This is a genomic window from Kitasatospora sp. NPDC093679, assembly GCF_040683455.1.
In the GTDB taxonomy this organism is placed as follows: Bacteria; Actinomycetota; Actinomycetes; order Streptomycetales; family Streptomycetaceae; genus Kitasatospora; species Kitasatospora arboriphila.
This window is the reverse complement of sequence record NZ_JBFBDW010000090.1, coordinates 1-16,251: the sequence shown is the minus strand read 5'-3', so window position 1 is coordinate 16,251 and position 16,251 is coordinate 1. Positions and strand designations below refer to the sequence as shown.

Below are 16,251 nucleotides of genomic sequence, written 5' to 3'. Positions count from 1 at the left end.
GCAGGCCCCGCCGGCGGGGGCCGGCGGCGCCCGCCCGGTCTAGCGCGGGTCTCCGCGGCGGGGGCGCCCCCCCCGGGGCGCGGCGCGCCCCCCCCCCACCAGTCGGACGCGGACCGCGGGAGGTTCCCGAACACCTGAGGGAATCCCGGCGGTCCGCGCCCGGCCCGGATCAGCCCGGCCCGGATCAGCCAGGCACCGGCACCGCCCCGACCGCCGCCGCCGCGGAGCGGTCCGCGGCCTCCGCCTCCCGCAGCAGCGCCACCAGTTGCTCCCGGGCCCGGGCGACCCGGGAGCGCACCGTGCCGATCGGGCAGGCCGCGACCTCGGCCGCCTCGGCGTAGCTCATCCCGACGACCTGGGTCAGCACGAACGCCTCGCGGCGCTGCGCCGGCACCCGGGCGAGCAGGTCGCCGAGCGCTATCCCGTCCTCGAACCCGCCCGTGGCGGACGGCCGGTGGCGGTCCACCGCCTCCTGCCAGTCCGGCAGGTCGGCGTGCTGCGGGCGGACCGCGGCACTGCGGTAGCGGTCGATCACCGTCCGCCGGGCGATCGACAGCAGCCAGGTGCGGGCCGAGGAACGGCCGGCGAACCCGGGCAGGCTGCGCAGCGCCCGCAGGAAGGTCTCCTGGGCCAGGTCGTCGGCCGCGTCCGGGTCGGTGAGATGGGCGACGAACCGCCACACGTCGCGCTGGGTCGCCCGGACGAACGCCTCCACGTCCTCGGCCCGCCCGTGCCGGGCGGCCAGCGCCAGTTCGGTCAGCAGGGCGTCATCCACGGCGCACCGCCCGCCGGTCGCGGTCTCCCGGTGCGGACGGCGCTACCGCCGGGGCGGTGCCGTGGTGGAGCATGGGCGGATGACCTGTGCCGACCACCGCGCGGCGATCTCCGCGCAGCTCGACGGCGAAGCGCCCGCGGACGGCCGCGGGGCGCACTGCGCCGACTGTGCCGAGTGGCTGGCCGCCGCCCGGCGGCTCCAGGCCCTGACGCGGGCCGCCGAGGGCCCGTCGCCGGAGTGGACGGGGCGGCTGCTGGGCAGCCTGGGCCTCGGCCCGGCGGCAGCGGGGGAGGCGGAGGGTACGGACGGGACGTCCCATGGTGGTTCCTGACGGCAGGAGGCATCCGCGGCGCCGCCCGCAGGGGGGGGGGGGGCGCCGACCTGGCACCGGCCGGGCACCGTCCGCCCGCGTCCCCCGGGCACGCCCGGACGCCGGACGGCGGCCGCACGCAGGACGGCCGCCCGGCCGATCCGAGGGGGTACCCGGGGTCAGGACGGAAGGGCGGTGCACCGGCCCGGCCGCTGCACCGCCGCAGGGGCGGGAGGGGCAGCGGCGACCGGCCCGCTGCGGTGCCGGTCCCCGGCGGGCAGCGGGCTGTTCAGACAGCCGGTACCGGGTGCGGCGGCCCGCGCCGGCCCACCGCGTGCGCCAGCGCGGGCTGCCGCGGACGGCGCACCCGACGCACCGCCGGACGGACCGCCCGCGGCGGCTCCTGCCGGAACGGCGCCAGCAGCAGCACCACCGGCGCGAACACCTCGGCCAGCGTCCGGACGGCCGCCACCACGGCGGCCAGCGCCGCCTCGCCGCGCCACAGCAGCAGCGAACAGGCGAGCGCCGCCACCAGGTGCGCGGCGACCATCCCCGGCGACATGCCGTGCAGCAGCGCCGCCCCGCCCGCACCGGCGCCCCCGCCCGCGTGGCCGTGCAGGCCGTGCGCGTGCCTGGCCGCGGCACCGAGCGCGGCCGGGTCCAGGCCTGCCGCCCGCGCCAACTCCACCGGATCGACCCCGTCCGGGGCCTCGCCGTGCACGCACAGCAGCAGCCGGACGAGGTCGGCGGAGGGCGCGGCCGGCCGCGCCGCGGTCTGTTCGAAGAGCAGGTGCAGGGCGGCCTGGGCGGCCGTCATCCAGCCGGCGATCGCCGCGATGCCGCGCCGCCGCCCGGCCGGCAGCCAGGTCCCGGCCGCCGTGCCGGCCGCCGCGGCGCCGAGCACCGGCACCGGGACGGGCTGCCCGGAGACGGCGGCGTGCCCCAGCGCGGCCAGCGCCACGCACACCGTGGCGAAGACCGCGACACGCAGGAGGCGGAACTGACAGAGGATCACGACCGGGCCATCCTCGCACCAACCGGACCGCTGCGCCGAACCGCCCCCGTCGGCCGGTAGCCTGCCGCGATGAAGGTCCACCTGCTCTGGCACATCGCCCACCACAACGAGGCGGGCGAGGACGGGGCCACCCTGCACCTCGACGGCGACGTCCCGTACCTCGACGAACAGGACGGCGACGACGCCAAGCTGCTCGGCGTCTACTCGACCGAGGCCCTGGCCGAGGAACGGATCCACCGGGCCCGCCTGCTGCCCGGCTTCGCCGAGGAGCCGGACTGCTTCCACATCGGCGAGTACACGCTCGACCGGGACGAATGGACCGAGGGCTTCGTCCGGCTCGCGGCGGCCGGGACGGAACCGGCCGGGACGGAACCGCCCGGCTCCGAACCGCCCGGGAGCGGTGGGACCGGGCCCGGGTCGCCCGGATAACCGGTGGGCCCGCCCCCGGCGGCTCTGCCACGATCGGTCGCACGGGAGTGCTGGACGGGGTGGCGGGCCGGGTCGCCGGCGGGGCGACGGTGGAGTTCCGGCCGAGCGGCCCGTCGACGGTGCCGCTGATCCGCAGCAGGCAGCCGGTGGTCGTCGCCCCGGTCGACCCGTCGGCGCTGCAGGTCGGCGACATCGTGCCGGCCCGGTCGCCGGGACGGTGTACCTGCACCTGGTGTCGACCCTGGATCCGGCCCGCCGGCGGGTGCAGATCAGCAACAACCGCGGCCGGGTGAACGGCTGGACGGGGTACGAGCGGGTCTTCGGCATCTGCCTGCCGGTCGACGGCGTGCCCCGGCCCGGCGCCGCCGGGCGGGTGCGCGGCTGAGCGGTGCGTCCCCCGAGGCGCCCGGGCCGCCGGGGAGACGGGGACTCCCGGCACGGCCGCGGTGGGCCCTTGGGCCCTACCGGGTGCACCCGGGGCGGCGCACGCTCGGAGTACCGACGGCACCCGCGGCAAGGAGTGATCCATCATGATCAGCCCGGCCCTCACCCGTGACGAGCTGCGCGCCCTGGCCGCCGCCGGCGGCGCCGCACCCTCCCTGCACAACAGCCAGCCGTGGCGGTTCCGGCCCAGCGCCGACCTGCGCCGCCTGGAGGTGTACGCGGACTACCGGCGGGCGGTCCCGGTCACCGACCCCGACGGCCGGGCGCTGCACATCTCGATCGGTGCCGCCCTGTTCAACCTGCGGGTCGCCGCCGTCCACTTCGGCCGTGCACCCGTGCTGCGGCTGCAGCCCGGCCACCTCGGCCGGCAGCCGATCGCCGAACTCGACCTCGCCGAGGGGCGGCAGGCCGGCCCGGAGCCCTTCGGCCGCGACCTCTACCCGGCGGTGTTCCTCCGCCACTCCAGCCGCGAGCCGTTCGCCAACCGGGACGTGCCCGAGGCGGTGCTCGGCGAACTCCTCGACGCGGCCCGCACCGAGGGCACGGTCATGACCGCGCTGGAGGAGGCCGAGGTGCGGCGGGTGCTCGACCTGACCGCGGAGGCGGAGGCCCGGATCGCCGCCGACGTCGCCCGGCAGACCGAGACCCGTAGCTGGCTGCGGCCCGAGGCCCCGGCCGTGGACGGCATCCCGGCGGCCGCGCTCGGCCCGCAGGACCACGACGCCCGGGTGCCGATGCGCAGCTTCACCGGCCGCCCGCCCGCGCCGGCCACCCTGGCCCCGCCGCCCACCCGCCGGTTCGAGGCCCTGCCGCAGCTGGCCACCCTGACCACCCACGGGGACCGCGAGGCCGACTGGCTGCGGGCCGGGCAGGCGATGGAACGCGTCTGGCTGCTCGCCACCCTGCACGGGCTGCGGGTCTCCGTCCTGCACCAGGCCGTCGAGTGGCCGGACACCCGGGGGCTGCTCCGCGACCCCGAGCAGGGCCCCGGCCACGTCCAGCTGGTGCTCCGCTTCGGCTACGGCCCGCCCGGTGCGACCACCCCGCGCCGCCCGGTCGACGAGATCCTCGACCTGCCCGCCGCCCCCGGCGCCACGCAGGGAATGTGAAAGATCTGCAGGCGAACGGTGGCCGCCGTCGACGCCTGATCCGACGCGACACCAGATCGGCTGCCGCGGAATTCCTCTGACGATCCGTCGAATTCCCGGGTGCCGCCGCCCGGAGGTGCGGCACCCGCCCCGGAATTCACCGTGCCGACGCCCCGGTAAGGTCCTCTCGAACAAATCCGTGGTGTGCCCCGGCGCGCCGCGGAGCGACGTCTCAAGGGCCTGGGGACACCCGCATGAGCGAGCCTGATTTCCGCGTGCGTCCGGACGCACTGCACCGGTACGCGGCACTGGTGGAACAGCGGAACGCACGGCTGGCGGCCGCGCGGGACGCGCTCGCCGGGGTGGAGGTGCCGGCCGGTGCGTTCGGCCACCTGCCCGATTCGGAGGAACTGCGCGACGGCTACCACGAGCACGCGCAGGCCGAGCAGGACAACCTCGCCGACCTCATGGACGTCCTGGCCCACGTGACCGCCGGCCTGGAGGCCAACGCGGCCGACTACCGCGACGGCGAGGACGAGGTCGGCCGCGGCGTCGGCGGTGGCGACCGATGACCACCGCCACCGAGGTCGCGGGCGCCTACAAGTGGACCCGTGACTGGACGAAGGAGCCGCTGCTACCGCTCCCCGAGATCCACAACCCCGCCCAGGGCGCCGTCGACCAGGGCCTGGACGACGCCGTCCGCCGGGCCCTGGAGAAGTCCGGCCTTGACGGGGTGGCTGGAGAAGGTCACCGGCGACGCCGACGCCCTCACCGCCGCCGCCCGGACGTGGCAGGACCGGCCCCCGCCTACCGGGTGCCCCGGAGCCGGATCGAGGAGGCGTTCGGCTGATGGCCCCGGCGAACCCGGCATTCGACCGGGCCTACGAGGAACGTCTGCACCGCTGGTCGCAGCTGCCGCTGCGGTGGCTGCAGCCCGGTGAACCGCTGTACGGCGTCGTCGACCTCGGCCTCGACCGGTACGTCCGCCGCGGGCTGCCCGCGCGGCACCGGACGGCCGTCCGGCCACCGCAGGAACCGGCCGGGCGGCGGCGCGGCTGCCTGTCGGCCGTCCTGCTGCTGCCGCTGCAACTCCTCGACCCGGAGGGCATGGTCGAGGCGGTCGGCGAGTCCACCGTGCGCGGTGTGCGGCGGGCGTTCCACGGGCGCCCGTTCTCCGGCGGCTGGGGCAGCGCGGCCGGCCGCTTCGTGATCGCCGTGCGGACGGGGCCCAGCACCCACCGCCGGTTCCGGCACGGCCGCACCCTGCTGGCCGTCACCGACCGCCGGGTCCTGCTGGTCGACCACGACCACGGCGAACTGATGGCCGCCTTCGGGCGCCGGGAGCTCGCCCGCACCGGCACCGTCCGCTCCCGGCAGCCCGAACGCGTCGACCTGGTCTTCGCCGACGGCTCCCGCATCGCCGTGGTCGCCCGCTCCCACGCGTACGCGCAGGGCGTGCGCGCGCTCGTCGACGGCCACGGCCCGCACTGACCCCGGCACCCGCCGGGCCGCGCGACCCTCGGGAGGGCTGCGCGGTCCGCCGCGGCGGACCAGGATGGAAGACGCGGCGGACGAGCGCCGCGGAGGGAGAGCACCATGGCGCAGCACACCGGCCGGCCGGTCGGTGACCGGCCGGCCGCCCTGCTCGGACTCGCCGCCGAGGCTCTGCGGTGCGCCTCCGCGGCAGCCCTGGGCACCGCCTCCGGTGCCGCGGCGGACGACGCCGTGATCGCCGCCGAACGGGCCCTGCAACCGCTCCGGGACGCCGTCGAGCAGGACGCCGCCGCCCTGCTCGCCCGCTCCGACCCCGAACCGACCGGCACCCGCGCCCTGCTGGCCCGGGTGCACCTCGGCGCGGACGTCCAGCAGCTCGGCGAACTCGCCCGCCGCATCACCGAGACCGCCGCCGCCCGCGGCACCCGCGGCCCCCTCCCGGCCGACCTGCGCCGCCCGTTGGAGACGATGGCCGCCCTCGCCCTCGCCATGCTCGCCACCGCGGCCCGGAGCCTGCCCGACCCCCGCGGCGACCACCTCGCCGACCTGCACGGCGACCGCACCGAGATGGCCCGCCACCAGTCCGTGCTCTACGCCCGGCTGCTCGCCGCCGACCCGCCGCCCGCACGGGCCGACACCGTCGACGCCGTCCTGCTCTCCGGCCACTACGACCGCTGCGCCCACCACGCCCTCTCCGCCGCGCGCCACGCCGCGCTCTTCGCCGGCCGCTGAGCGTCCCGCCGTACCGGCCGCCGGCCCCGTGCGCACGGTCCGTCCGGTCCTCCGCGGCCGCTGCCGCCCCGCACACCGGGTCCCGCGGCCGGGGGCGGCCCGTTCCACCCGTCGGCTACGGCAGCCCGGCGGCGGCCGTCGCCTCCCGGAGCAGCCCCGCCGTGCGGGGTTCGAGGACGGTGCCGGCGTGGGCGACGACCGCACCGGCGAGTTCCGGGGCGGCCGGGTCCACGGTCAGCAGTCCGTCCGGCACGAGGACGGCGAGCAGCGCGGCCAGGACCTGCGCGTAGGCGGTGGAGGCCGTCGTCGGCAGCGCCGCGGCGAGTTCGCCCGCGCCGATCACCAGCGCGCCGCCGACCGTCCGCTCGGCCCCCGGGACGGCCGGTTCGACCGACCGCCCGTCGGCGTCGCAGAGCAGGTCGACCACCACCGAGCCGGGGCGCAGCGAGCGGACGGCCGCCGTGTCCACGGCCGTCGGTGCGGCGTCGGCGCTGCTGATCACCACGTCGAAGCGGGACAGCACGGCGGCCCGGCGCCGGACGTCCCACGAGCCGAGCGGCAGCACGAACCCGCCGTGCGCGGCGATCGCCGCCCGGGCCGCCCGCCCGGTGTCGTACGCGTGGACGGTCGCGCCGAGCCGGCGCGCGGTGTCGATCGCCCGGAGCCCGGCCGGGCCCGCGCCGAGCACCAGGACGAGGGCGGGTTCGGCGACGCCGCCCGCGAACTCCCGGCCGAGCCGGTCCGCGGCGATCAGGACGGCCTTGTAGCCGGCCAGCGCGGCCTGCCCGGCGCTCGCGTCGAGCGGCCCCGGGGGCAGGCCGGGCCGGGCGGCCGGGTCGGTGCCGATCAGGGTCAGTCCGGCGTCCGCCCAGCGGCGCACCAGGTGCGGCGCCCGGTACGGCCGGAGCAGGCAGATCAGGACCTGGCCCCGGTGCAGCCGGGCGACGGCCTCCGCGGTCGGCCGCCGGACCGCGGCCAGGACGTCCGCACGGACGGCGAGTTCCCCGCCGGCGACGACCTGCGCACCCGCCGCCGCGTAGGAGGAGTCCGGGAACCCGGCCGCCGCCCCGGCGCCGGCCTCGACCAGGACGTCTACCCCGAGGTCGCGGACGCCGGGCACCGCGCGCGGCACGAGCGCCACCCGCCGCTCGCCCGGAAGGCCCTCGCGGCACACGCCCAGCACCACGGCCGCCATCGCTCCTCCCCGACCTGCCCGTGTCCACCTCCAGTATCCCCGCCGCCGCGGTGTCCCGGTCTCCCGCAGCGTCCCTGTTTGCGGCGCCCGCAGGCCCGGCCGGAGACTGGAGGTACGCGGGGTTCCCCGCTGGGAGGCGGCCGTGGCAGCACCGGGCTGGCAGTTCTGGGTGGACCGCGGCGGCACCTTCACCGACGTCGTCGCGCGGCGCCCGGACGGCCGGATCACCACCTGCAAGGTGCTCTCGGAGGACCGCAGCCACCGCGACCCGGCCGTCTCCGGTATCCGCACCCTGCTCGGGCTCGCCCCGGACGCGCCGCTCGCGGACGTGCCGATCGACGCGGTCCGGATGGGCACCACGGTCGCCACCAACGCCCTGCTGGAGCGCACCGGCGAACGAACCGCCCTGGTGATCACCCGCGGATTCGGCGACGCCCTGCGGATCGGCTACCAGAACCGCCCGCACATCTTCGCCCGCGAGATCGTCCTGCCCGAGCAGCTCCACGAACGGGTGATCGAGGTGGACGAGCGGATCGCCGCCGACGGCACCGTGCTGCGCCCGCCCGACCTCGACGCGCTCGGCGAGGCCCTGCGCGCCGCGCGCCGGGACGGGATCCGTTCGGTCGCGGTGGCCTGTCTGCACAGCCATCTGCACCCCGGCCACGAGCAGCTGATCGGCGAGGCGGCCCGCGGCGCGGGCTTCGCCCAGGTGTCGCTGTCCAGTGAGGTCAGCCCGCTGATGAAGCTGGTGCCGCGCGGCGACACGACCGTGGTGGACGCCTACCTGTCGCCGGTGCTGCGCCGCTACGTCGAGCAGGTCGCGGACGCGCTGCACGGCGTGCGCCTGATGTTCATGCAGTCCAACGGCGGGCTGGCCGAGGCCGGGCACTTCCGCGGCAAGGACGCCGTCCTCTCCGGCCCGGCCGGCGGCATCGTCGGCATGGCCCGGATGTCCGAACTCGTCGGCCACGACCGGGTGATCGGCTTCGACATGGGCGGTACCTCGACCGACGTCTCGCACTACGCGGGCGCGTACGAGCGGGTGTTCACCACCCAGGTGGCCGGGGTCCGGCTGCGGGCGCCGATGCTGGCGATCCACACGGTGGCGGCCGGCGGCGGGTCGGTGCTGCACTTCGACGGCAGCCGCTACCGGGTCGGCCCGGACTCGGCCGGCGCCGTGCCCGGCCCGGCCTGCTACCGCGGCGGCGGCCCGCTCACCGTCACGGACGCCAACCTGATGCTGGGACGCATCCAACCCGACCGCTTCCCCCGGGTGTTCGGCCCCGGCGGCGACGAGCCGCTCGACCTCGCCACCGTGCAGCGTCGGTTCACCGCGCTCGCGGCCGAGATCCGGGCGCGCACCGGCGACGACCGCGGCCCGGAGGAGGTCGCCGAGGGCTTCCTGCGGATCGCCGTCACCAACATCGCCAACGCGGTGAAGCGGGTCTCCGTCCAGCAGGGGCACGACGTCACCCGGTACGCGCTGACCGTCTTCGGCGGGGCCGGCGGACAGCACGCCTGCGCGGTCGCCGACGCACTGGGCATCCGCACGGTACTCGTCCCGCCGCTCGCCGGGATGCTGTCCGCCCTCGGCATCGGACTGGCCGACACCGCCGTGCTGCGCGAGCAGTCGGTCGAGGCGCGGCTGGAGGCGGCCGCGATGCCCCGGATCGAGGCGCTCGCCGAGGAACTGACCGCCGCCGCCCGGGCCGAACTCGCCGCCGAGGGAATCCCCGAGGAGCGTATCCGCACCCTGTGCCGCGCCCACCTGCGCTACGACGGCACCGATACCGCCGTGCCCGTCGAACTCGCCGGCGCCCCGGCGATGACCGCCGCCTTCGAGACCGAACACCGTTCGGTCTACTCCTTCCTGATGAACCGTCCGATCGTGGTGGAGTCGCTCGCCGTCGAGGCCACCGGACTCACCGACCAGCCGGACCTCGCCCCGCTCGGCGCACCCCCGGACAGCCCCGCCGCCGACGGCGCCGAGGCCGCCGAGGCCGGACCCGGGCACGTCACGCTCTGGTCGGCCGGCCGCCGGCAGCGGGCCGCGCTGCTCCGCCGCGAGGGGCTGCGGCCCGGGCAGGGCGTCACCGGGCCGGCCGTCCTCACCGAGGAGGGCTCCACCACGGTGGTCGACGAGGGCTGGCGGGCGACCCGCGTCCCGCTCGGCCACCTGCTGCTGGAGCGCACCGCCCCGCCCGCCGCAGCCGACGCCACCGCCGCGGCCGATCCGGTGCTGCTGGAGGTCTTCAACAACCTCTTCATGGCGATCGCCCAGCAGATGGGCACCCGGCTGGAGTCCACCGCCCAGTCGGTCAACATCAAGGAACGGCTGGACTTCTCCTGCGCCCTCTTCGACCCGGAGGGCAACCTGGTCGCCAACGCCCCGCACATCCCCGTGCACCTCGGCTCGATGGGCACCACCGTCAAGGAAGTGTTGCGCCGCCGTGCCGGCGCGGTCCGGCCGGGTGACGCCTACGCCGTCAACGACCCGTACCACGGCGGCACCCACCTGCCCGACATCACGGTGGTGACCCCGGTCTTCGACCGTGCGGGCGAGCGGATCCTGTTCTTCGTCGCCTCCCGCGGCCACCACGCCGAGATCGGCGGCATGACGCCCGGCTCGATGCCGGCCGCCAGCCGCCGGATCGAGGAGGAGGGCGTGCTCTTCGACGACTGGCTGCTGGTCGAGGACGGCCGGCTCCGCGAGGCCGAGACCCGCAGGCTGCTCACCTCCGCCCGCTACCCGTCCCGCAACCCGGACGCCAACCTCGCCGACCTGCGGGCGCAGATCGCGGCCAACCGCAAGGGCGTCGACGAGATCGGCGCGATGATCGAGCACTTCGGCCTCGACGTGGTGCAGGCGTACATGCGGCACGTCCAGGACAACGCGGCCGAGGCCGTCCGCCGGGTGATCGACCGGCTGGCGGAGGGCAGTTGCCGCTACGAGACCGACGCAGGCGCGGTGATCGCCGTCCGGGTCGCGGTGGACCGGCGGCGGCGCACCGCCACGGTGGACTTCACCGGCAGCTCGCCGCAGCTGTCCGGCAACCTCAACGCCCCGTCGGCGGTGGTCACCGCGGCGGTGCTCTACGTCTTCCGCACCCTGGTGGCCGACGACATCCCGCTCAACGACGGCTGCCTGCGACCGCTGCGAATCGTGGTGCCGCCCGGCTCGATGCTGGCGCCCGAGCCGCCGGCGGCCGTGGTCGCCGGCAACGTCGAGACCTCGCAGGCCCTGGTCGGGGCGCTGTACGCGGCGCTCGGCGTGCAGGCGGAGGGCTCCGGCACGATGAACAACGTCAGCTTCGGCAACCGCCGCCACCAGTACTACGAGACCCTGGGCTCCGGCTCCGGTGCGGGGGAGGGCTTCGACGGCGCCCCGGTCGTGCAGACCCACATGACCAACTCCCGGCTCACCGACCCGGAGGTGCTGGAGTGGCGGCTGCCGGTGCTGCTGGAGGAGTACGCCGTGCGGTCGGGCAGCGGCGGCGCCGGCCGGTGGCGGGGCGGCGACGGCGCGGTGCGCCGGCTGCGCTTCCGCGAGCCGATGACCGTCAGCCTGCTCACCGGACACCGCCGCGTCCCGCCGTACGGCCTGGCGGGCGGTGCCCCCGGGGCGCTCGGCGCCAACCGGATCGAGCGCGCCGACGGCACGGTCGAGCACCTGGCCGGCTGCGACTGCGCGGAGGTCGCGCCCGACGACGTCCTGGTGGTCGAGACACCGGGCGGCGGCGGCTACGGCCCGCCCCCGTAGCGGCGCGGGCCCGGGGGCCCACGAGCGCGGGGAGCCGCGCAGTCCGGGAGTGGGTGTCACAGCTGTGGGGGCCGGCCGCAGCGGGGCTGCCCGGCTGGCCCGGCAACGCGTCTCAGGCACCCGCAGGCACGAGGAGCTGGCGCAGCGAGCGGTTGTGCCGGCGCAGCCAGGCGCGGTAGGCGGGGTTGACGCTGGCCAGGTCGAGGTAGGCCCGGCGGAGGTCGGTGTAGAGGTCGTCGAGCACCTGGCCGCCGATGGCTCCGGGGCGCCAGGTGAGCAGCAGCCGGACGGCGAACGGGTCGCCGTGCACCGGCCGCAGCACGGTGCCGGGGCCGGGCGGTGAGGTGGGCTGGCACGGGCGGACGGCCTCGCCGGAGGCGACGAGTTCGGCGGCGGTGGCGTTGTCCCGGACCTGGACGACCCGCGGGTCGAGTCCGGCCTCGGCGAAGACCCGCCGCAGCGCGGCGTACTCGTGGTCGGCGGTGGGGTCGACCATCCAGGTGTCCCCGGCCAGGTCGGCGAGTCTGACGACCGGCCGGGAGGCCGCCGGGTGGCCCTCGGCGAGGGCGACGAACTGCGGTTCGCGGGCCATCAGGACGCGCTGTTCGGTGCCGGGCGGCACCCGCAGCGGGAAGCCCTCGCTCTCGTGCACGAAGGCGATGTCGAGCTGTTCGGCGGCGACCAGTTGCAGCAGGGCGATCGCCGAGATGTCGATGTGGATGGTGGTGTCGGTGTCCGGGAGCCGGTCGTGGACGCGGCGCAGCCAGGCGGCGACCGCGCGGCTGCCGACGCTGCCGATCCGCAGTCTCCGGCGGCCCGGCCCGGCCGCCTCCTCGCGGGCGGCGGCGACCAGGGCGTCCATCTCGCTGATCACGGGTCTGGCTCTGGAGAGCACCGAGTGGCCGAGTGCGGTGGGGCGGCTGCCGGTCTGTTCGCGGGTGAACAGCCGTCCGCCGATGGTCCGTTCGATGCGGTGCAGCTGGGTGGTGAGGGACGGCTGGGTCATGCCGAGCCGGCGGGCGGCCTTCCGGACGCTGCCGGTGTCCGCGATCGCGCACAGCACCCGCAGGTGTCGGACGTCGAGCTCCACGACGGGAGCATAACCAGGCATCCGCGTCCCGCCAAGTGCATGTCAAGAAATGCTCACGGGACGTCAAAGCACTTCCGGGACGGGGGTATTGCCCCGGGCTATCGCCGGTTGGCATCTCCGCGGCCCGCCCGCGCTGCCCCAAGCTCGGTGCATCAACCGTCACCGTGTCCCGACGGGCCCCCCACGGCCCCCGGGACCCGCGAATGGAGTCCCCCACATGAACCGCTCCATGACCGTGCTCGCCGCTGCCCTCGGCCTGGCCCTCGCGTCCGGCGCCGCCGCGGCACCCGTCTCCGCGACCCCCGTCCAGCAGGGCGCCCAGGGCTACACCTCGTCCGCGGGCTACGCCGGCACGGCCGCCGAGGAGGCCGGCAACAAGGCGTTCTACCAGGCCGTGATGAAGTCCGCACTGGCCAAGCAGGCCGCCCACCCCTACCTGAAGGCCGTCGTCGTCACCTACGACGCCAGCCGGGCGCCGTCCTTCGCGGGCGTCATCTCGCAGAGCGCCCAGATCTGGAACGGCTCGGTGAGCAACGTCCAGCTGCGCTCCGGCAGCAACGCCGACTTCCGCTACTACGAGGGCAACGACTCCCGCGGCTCCTACGCCAGCACCGACGGCCACGGCAGCGGCTACATCTTCCTCGACTACGCGCAGAACCGGCAGTACAGCTCGCTGCGCGTCACCGCGCACGAGACCGGCCACGTGCTCGGCCTGCCCGACCACTACTCCGGCCCGTGCAGCGAGCTGATGTCCGGCGGCGGCCCCGGTACCTCCTGCACCAACCCCTACCCGAACTCCACCGAGAAGCGGAAGGTCAACTCCCTCTGGGCGAACGGCTTCGCCGCGGCCGGCTGACACCGGCACCGGACGCCGGCGGCCCGGCCCCCGGAGGTAGGGGGCCGGGCCGCCGGGCGTGCGCTCAGTGCCGCCCGCCCAGGGTGAACAGCAGGATCACGAAGCCCGCGAACAGGTGGGTGCCCGCGATGTAGATCGAGGCGCGGATCAACATCGCCCTGCGCTTGGTCTTCTCGTCGCGGACGGCCTCGCTCACGGCAGCTCCCGGTGTCGGCCCCCGGCGTGTCCCGGGGCCCGTCCATTGTGCACGGCCGGGCGGCGGCCCCGCGGCCCCGGTCAGGGCGCCGAGCCGAAGTCCTGCGTCCACCACGGGCCGCCCTCGCCCAGGTGGACACCGACGCCCAGGTCGGTGAAGCCGCAGTTCAGGATGTTCGCCTTGTGGCCGGGGCTGTCCATCCAGCTCTTCATCACGTCCGCCGCGTCGCGCTGGCCGCGGGCGATGTTCTCGCCCCAGCTGCTCCACTTGTAGCCCGCCGCGTCGATCCGCGGCTGCGGGCCCTTGCCGTCCGGGTTGGTGTGGTCGAAGAAGTTCCGCGCGGCCATGTCGTCGGAGTGCCGCTGCGCGGCGAGCTCCAGCTTGTCGTCGGACCTCACCGGGGTGCAGCCGACCTTGCTGCGCTCCTGGTTGACCAGCTGGACGACCTGCTGCTTGATGCTGAGCGTGCTCGGGTCGGGGCTCGGGCTCTTGCTGCGGCCGGCCGTCGGGGTCGGCTTCGGGCCCGGGGTGCGGCTCGGCGTGGGGCTGGGCGAGGGCGTCGGGGTCGGTGACGCGCTCGGGCTCGGCGAGGCGCTCGGCGAGGACGCGGAGGGGGACGGCTGCTGGCTGAAGACCTCCGCCTGCACCTGCGCCGGCGCGGCCGGCGGCTCCGCGGTGACCCGGGGGGCCGTACCGGGCAGGGCCACGGCCACGATCGCCGCGGTGGCGGCGGTCACCGCGACCGTGCCGCCGACCGCGAGCGGCATCCGCGGCCGGGCGCTGCTGGCCCCGCGGTGCGCGCCGCGGCCGCCGCTGCCCCGCCGGTGCGAGCGCGGCAGCGACCGGCCGTGCGGGGCGGGGTCGGGGGAGGGCGCCGGAGCGGGGGAGGCCGTCGCGGGGGAGAGGTAGGCGCCCAGCGCCCCGAGGTCGCCCGCCGAGACCGGCACCATGGCCAGGCCGGCCAGCAGCCCCTCGGCGGGGAAGAGCCCGCTCCAGTGGCGCGAGCAGACCGCGCACTCGCGGGCGTGCCGGGCGATCCGCTTGCGCCACAGCGCGCTCGGCACGCCGTCCCAGCGGGCGGTCAGCTCGAAGAGCGGCCCGCACCGGTCGGCCACCGCCAGCGCCCGGACGACCACCCGGGCGGTCTCCAGCTGGCCCTTCATCCGCTGCACCCGCACCGCGGCGTGCTGCGGCGGCAGCTCCAGCGCACCGGCCAGCTCGGCGCGGGTCAGCTCGCCGGCCGCCTCCAGCCACCACAGGGCGAGCAGCTCGCGGTCCGCCTCGTCGAGCCAGCGGGTCGCCTCGGCGACCTCGCGGCGCTGCCCGGAGAGGCCGAGCCGGACGATGGTGAGGTCCACGAAGTCCGCGCCCGGGTCGGCGACGTCGTAGGCGTCGCCGAGACCGTCACCCGCGTAGGCGGTCTGCATGCGCTCGTGGTGCCGGCGGCGGATCTGGTTCATCGCGATCGCGACCAGCCAGGAGCGGAACCCGGCCGGGTCGCGCAGGCCGTGCAGGCCGTCCATGGCCCGCAGCAGGGTCTCCTGGACGACGTCGTCGGTGTCGGAGTGCCCGCCGAGCGCCCGGCCGACGATGTTGTAGAGCAGAGGCAGGTGCCCGCTGATCAGTTCGTCCGTGGCGTACTGGTCGCCGGCCCGGGCCTGCACGACCAGCAGTGCTGCGCGGTCACTGTCCATGGCGTGGTCCACCTTCTCGGTCGGGCCGTGGTGCGGCCCCGTGCTGTGCTGCTGTCGTAGTGGGAGATCGTCCGCCGCGCTCCGGATAACGGAAAATCGCACCGGATTTCCGTTCGGTCCTCCGGACGCCCGCGCGGAGGGGCGGTGGCCCACCGCCCGGAGGGTCCGGCACCCGCACGGACGGGCCGCAGACGGGGTGGCGGCCCGCGGAAAACTCGCTCGCGCGGAGGAGGGGGTCTCGGCCACCCTGGCGCGATGGTGGATTCCCTGGTGAGTACGGCTGCGGCGGGTGCCGCGGCGGGTCTGGGCGTGGCGATGCCCCTCGGCGCAGTCGGCGTGCTGCTGCTGCAGGAGGGCGGCCGCGGCCTGCGCCAGGGAGCCGCCGCCGCGACCGCGGTGGCGCTGGTGGACTTCGTGTACGCCGCGGTCGCGGTGCTCGTCGGCCCGCGGCTGGTCGGACTGATCGGCGGCGGCGAGGCCTGGGTACGGGCGGCGGCCGCCGCGGTGCTGGCCGCGATCGCCGTCCGCGGACTGCTCTCGCTGCGCGGCGGCGGAGCCCCCGGGGCGCCGGCCGCAGCCGCGGAGCCCGGGCCCGCCCGCCGTTCCTTCGCCCGCTTCGCGCTGCTCACCCTGGTCAACCCGACCACCGCGCTCTACTTCACCGCGCTGACCGCGGCCCGGGGCGCGGCGGCCGCCGGGGCGACCGTGGCCGTGGTGTTCGCCGTCGCCGTGTTCGCGGCCTCGCTGGTCTGGCAGCAGTTGCTGGCCGCGGCCGGGGCCTTCGCCGGCACCCGGCTCACCGTGCGGACCAGGCGCGTCACGTACGCGCTCGGTTACGGACTGGTGCTCTGCTTCGCCGTCCGGCTCGCCTGGCCGGCGGGCTGACCGAGGGCCCCCGCGGGGCCGGTGTGGCCGCCGCCACACGAGCGGCCCGGTGGCGGGCCGGCACGGTCGGCGCTCTGTGGCCCACCGGTTCACAGGGTGTTGACGATGTGGTCCGGTTCACGGACGGTTTGCGGTGGTGCGGGTCACATCGGGGGGCGGGTGGTGGTGGTCGGGCCCGTGAAATGGGGGTCGACTTTCGGTGGATACCGGTGGTAACCGGGCGCTGAGCTGCGGGTTCGTGGTCGAACCTTGTGTCGGGTGCGGGGGGTCCGTAACTTCGAATCCAGC

The 16,251-nt window shown here is 76.5% G+C and carries 17 protein-coding genes; 11 read left to right on the top strand and 6 right to left on the bottom strand.

The features are described from left to right. Positions 1 to 184 precede the first annotated feature (184 nt). On the bottom strand, positions 185 to 775 hold the full coding sequence (locus tag AB0O09_RS37630; protein ID WP_363550036.1) for a sigma-70 family RNA polymerase sigma factor: 591 nt from the start codon (positions 773 to 775) through the stop codon (positions 185 to 187). A 79-nt stretch (positions 776 to 854) separates the two neighbouring features. Here AB0O09_RS37630 and AB0O09_RS37625 point away from each other — a divergent pair, with 79 nt between their 5' ends. Further along, positions 855 to 1,106: a hypothetical protein gene (locus AB0O09_RS37625; protein ID WP_363550033.1), complete on the top strand. Its 252-nt coding sequence runs from the start codon at positions 855 to 857 to the stop codon at positions 1,104 to 1,106. Between the two features lie 268 nt (positions 1,107 to 1,374). Here AB0O09_RS37625 and AB0O09_RS37620 read toward each other — a convergent pair whose 3' ends face one another. Then, positions 1,375 to 2,100, bottom strand: coding sequence for a hypothetical protein (locus AB0O09_RS37620; RefSeq protein WP_363550030.1), 726 nt, complete (start codon positions 2,098 to 2,100; stop codon positions 1,375 to 1,377). A 69-nt stretch (positions 2,101 to 2,169) separates the two neighbouring features. Here AB0O09_RS37620 and AB0O09_RS37615 point away from each other — a divergent pair, with 69 nt between their 5' ends. The 7 genes from AB0O09_RS37615 (at position 2,170) to AB0O09_RS37585 (ending at position 6,287) form a co-directional block, all read left to right on the top strand. After that, a complete protein-coding gene (locus AB0O09_RS37615; protein WP_363550028.1) occupies positions 2,170 to 2,529 on the top strand; it encodes a hypothetical protein in 360 nt (119 codons plus the stop codon). Positions 2,530 to 2,761: 232 nt separating this feature from the next. Continuing rightward, a complete protein-coding gene (locus AB0O09_RS37610; RefSeq protein WP_363550025.1) occupies positions 2,762 to 2,914 on the top strand; it encodes a hypothetical protein in 153 nt (50 codons plus the stop codon). Between the two features lie 145 nt (positions 2,915 to 3,059). Next, positions 3,060 to 4,082, top strand: a complete 1,023-nt coding sequence (locus AB0O09_RS37605; protein WP_363550022.1) for a hypothetical protein — start codon at positions 3,060 to 3,062, stop codon at positions 4,080 to 4,082. Between the two features lie 233 nt (positions 4,083 to 4,315). Further along, a complete protein-coding gene (locus AB0O09_RS37600) occupies positions 4,316 to 4,633 on the top strand; it encodes a hypothetical protein (protein WP_363550020.1) in 318 nt (105 codons plus the stop codon). After that, positions 4,630 to 4,911: a hypothetical protein gene (locus AB0O09_RS37595; RefSeq protein ID WP_363550017.1), complete on the top strand. Its 282-nt coding sequence runs from the start codon at positions 4,630 to 4,632 to the stop codon at positions 4,909 to 4,911. Before AB0O09_RS37600 ends, AB0O09_RS37595 begins: the two co-directional genes overlap by 4 nt. Continuing rightward, complete coding sequence (locus tag AB0O09_RS37590) at positions 4,911 to 5,552, top strand: hypothetical protein (RefSeq protein ID WP_363550014.1); 642 nt, start codon at positions 4,911 to 4,913, stop codon at positions 5,550 to 5,552. The genes AB0O09_RS37595 and AB0O09_RS37590 overlap by 1 nt, the downstream gene beginning before the upstream one ends. Positions 5,553 to 5,657: 105 nt before the next feature. Beyond that, positions 5,658 to 6,287: a hypothetical protein gene (locus tag AB0O09_RS37585; RefSeq protein ID WP_363550011.1), complete on the top strand. Its 630-nt coding sequence runs from the start codon at positions 5,658 to 5,660 to the stop codon at positions 6,285 to 6,287. A 115-nt stretch (positions 6,288 to 6,402) separates the two neighbouring features. Here AB0O09_RS37585 and AB0O09_RS37580 read toward each other — a convergent pair whose 3' ends face one another. Then, on the bottom strand, positions 6,403 to 7,482 hold the full coding sequence (locus AB0O09_RS37580; RefSeq protein WP_363550009.1) for an NAD(P) transhydrogenase subunit alpha: 1,080 nt from the start codon (positions 7,480 to 7,482) through the stop codon (positions 6,403 to 6,405). A gap of 142 nt (positions 7,483 to 7,624) precedes the next feature. Here AB0O09_RS37580 and AB0O09_RS37575 point away from each other — a divergent pair, with 142 nt between their 5' ends. Continuing rightward, positions 7,625 to 11,242 carry a hydantoinase B/oxoprolinase family protein gene (locus AB0O09_RS37575; protein WP_363550006.1) on the top strand — a complete coding sequence of 1,206 codons (3,618 nt, stop codon included), beginning with the start codon at positions 7,625 to 7,627 and terminating at the stop codon, positions 11,240 to 11,242. Positions 11,243 to 11,354: 112 nt separating this feature from the next. Here the strand turns inward: AB0O09_RS37575 and AB0O09_RS37570 are convergent, their stop codons facing one another. Beyond that, positions 11,355 to 12,353, bottom strand: coding sequence for a LysR family transcriptional regulator (locus tag AB0O09_RS37570; protein WP_363550004.1), 999 nt, complete (start codon positions 12,351 to 12,353; stop codon positions 11,355 to 11,357). Positions 12,354 to 12,549: 196 nt separating this feature from the next. On the opposite strand from AB0O09_RS37570, the gene snpA reads away from it, so the two are divergent. Beyond that, positions 12,550 to 13,188, top strand: a complete 639-nt coding sequence (gene snpA / locus AB0O09_RS37565) for a snapalysin (protein WP_363550002.1) — start codon at positions 12,550 to 12,552, stop codon at positions 13,186 to 13,188. A gap of 64 nt (positions 13,189 to 13,252) precedes the next feature. On the opposite strand, the gene AB0O09_RS37560 is transcribed toward snpA, so the two are convergent. Next, the gene (locus AB0O09_RS37560; RefSeq protein WP_344628058.1) at positions 13,253 to 13,384 is read right to left on the bottom strand and encodes a DUF6126 family protein; all 132 of its coding nucleotides are present in this window, start codon (positions 13,382 to 13,384) and stop codon (positions 13,253 to 13,255) included. An 80-nt stretch (positions 13,385 to 13,464) separates the two neighbouring features. Then, complete coding sequence (locus AB0O09_RS37555; RefSeq protein WP_363550000.1) at positions 13,465 to 15,078, bottom strand: sigma-70 family RNA polymerase sigma factor; 1,614 nt, start codon at positions 15,076 to 15,078, stop codon at positions 13,465 to 13,467. 255 nt (positions 15,079 to 15,333) lie between these two features. On the opposite strand from AB0O09_RS37555, the gene AB0O09_RS37550 reads away from it, so the two are divergent. Beyond that, positions 15,334 to 15,963 carry a LysE family transporter gene (locus AB0O09_RS37550; protein ID WP_363549998.1) on the top strand — a complete coding sequence of 210 codons (630 nt, stop codon included), beginning with the start codon at positions 15,334 to 15,336 and terminating at the stop codon, positions 15,961 to 15,963. Positions 15,964 to 16,251: the final 288 nt, after the last annotated feature.

Coding starts and splice junctions, on each gene's coding strand:
- AB0O09_RS37600 (WP_363550020.1), top strand. CDS start 4,316: ATGAGCGAGCCTGATTTCCGCGTGCGTCCGGACGCACTGCACCGGTAC.
- AB0O09_RS37555 (WP_363550000.1), bottom strand. CDS start 15,078: ATGGACAGTGACCGCGCAGCACTGCTGGTCGTGCAGGCCCGGGCCGGC.
- AB0O09_RS37550 (WP_363549998.1), top strand. CDS start 15,334: ATGGTGGATTCCCTGGTGAGTACGGCTGCGGCGGGTGCCGCGGCGGGT.
- AB0O09_RS37595 (WP_363550017.1), top strand. CDS start 4,630: ATGACCACCGCCACCGAGGTCGCGGGCGCCTACAAGTGGACCCGTGAC.
- AB0O09_RS37580 (WP_363550009.1), bottom strand. CDS start 7,482: ATGGCGGCCGTGGTGCTGGGCGTGTGCCGCGAGGGCCTTCCGGGCGAG.
- AB0O09_RS37615 (WP_363550028.1), top strand. CDS start 2,170: ATGAAGGTCCACCTGCTCTGGCACATCGCCCACCACAACGAGGCGGGC.
- AB0O09_RS37590 (WP_363550014.1), top strand. CDS start 4,911: ATGGCCCCGGCGAACCCGGCATTCGACCGGGCCTACGAGGAACGTCTG.
- AB0O09_RS37605 (WP_363550022.1), top strand. CDS start 3,060: ATGATCAGCCCGGCCCTCACCCGTGACGAGCTGCGCGCCCTGGCCGCC.
- AB0O09_RS37570 (WP_363550004.1), bottom strand. CDS start 12,353: ATGCCTGGTTATGCTCCCGTCGTGGAGCTCGACGTCCGACACCTGCGG.
- AB0O09_RS37625 (WP_363550033.1), top strand. CDS start 855: ATGACCTGTGCCGACCACCGCGCGGCGATCTCCGCGCAGCTCGACGGC.
- snpA (WP_363550002.1), top strand. CDS start 12,550: ATGAACCGCTCCATGACCGTGCTCGCCGCTGCCCTCGGCCTGGCCCTC.
- AB0O09_RS37585 (WP_363550011.1), top strand. CDS start 5,658: ATGGCGCAGCACACCGGCCGGCCGGTCGGTGACCGGCCGGCCGCCCTG.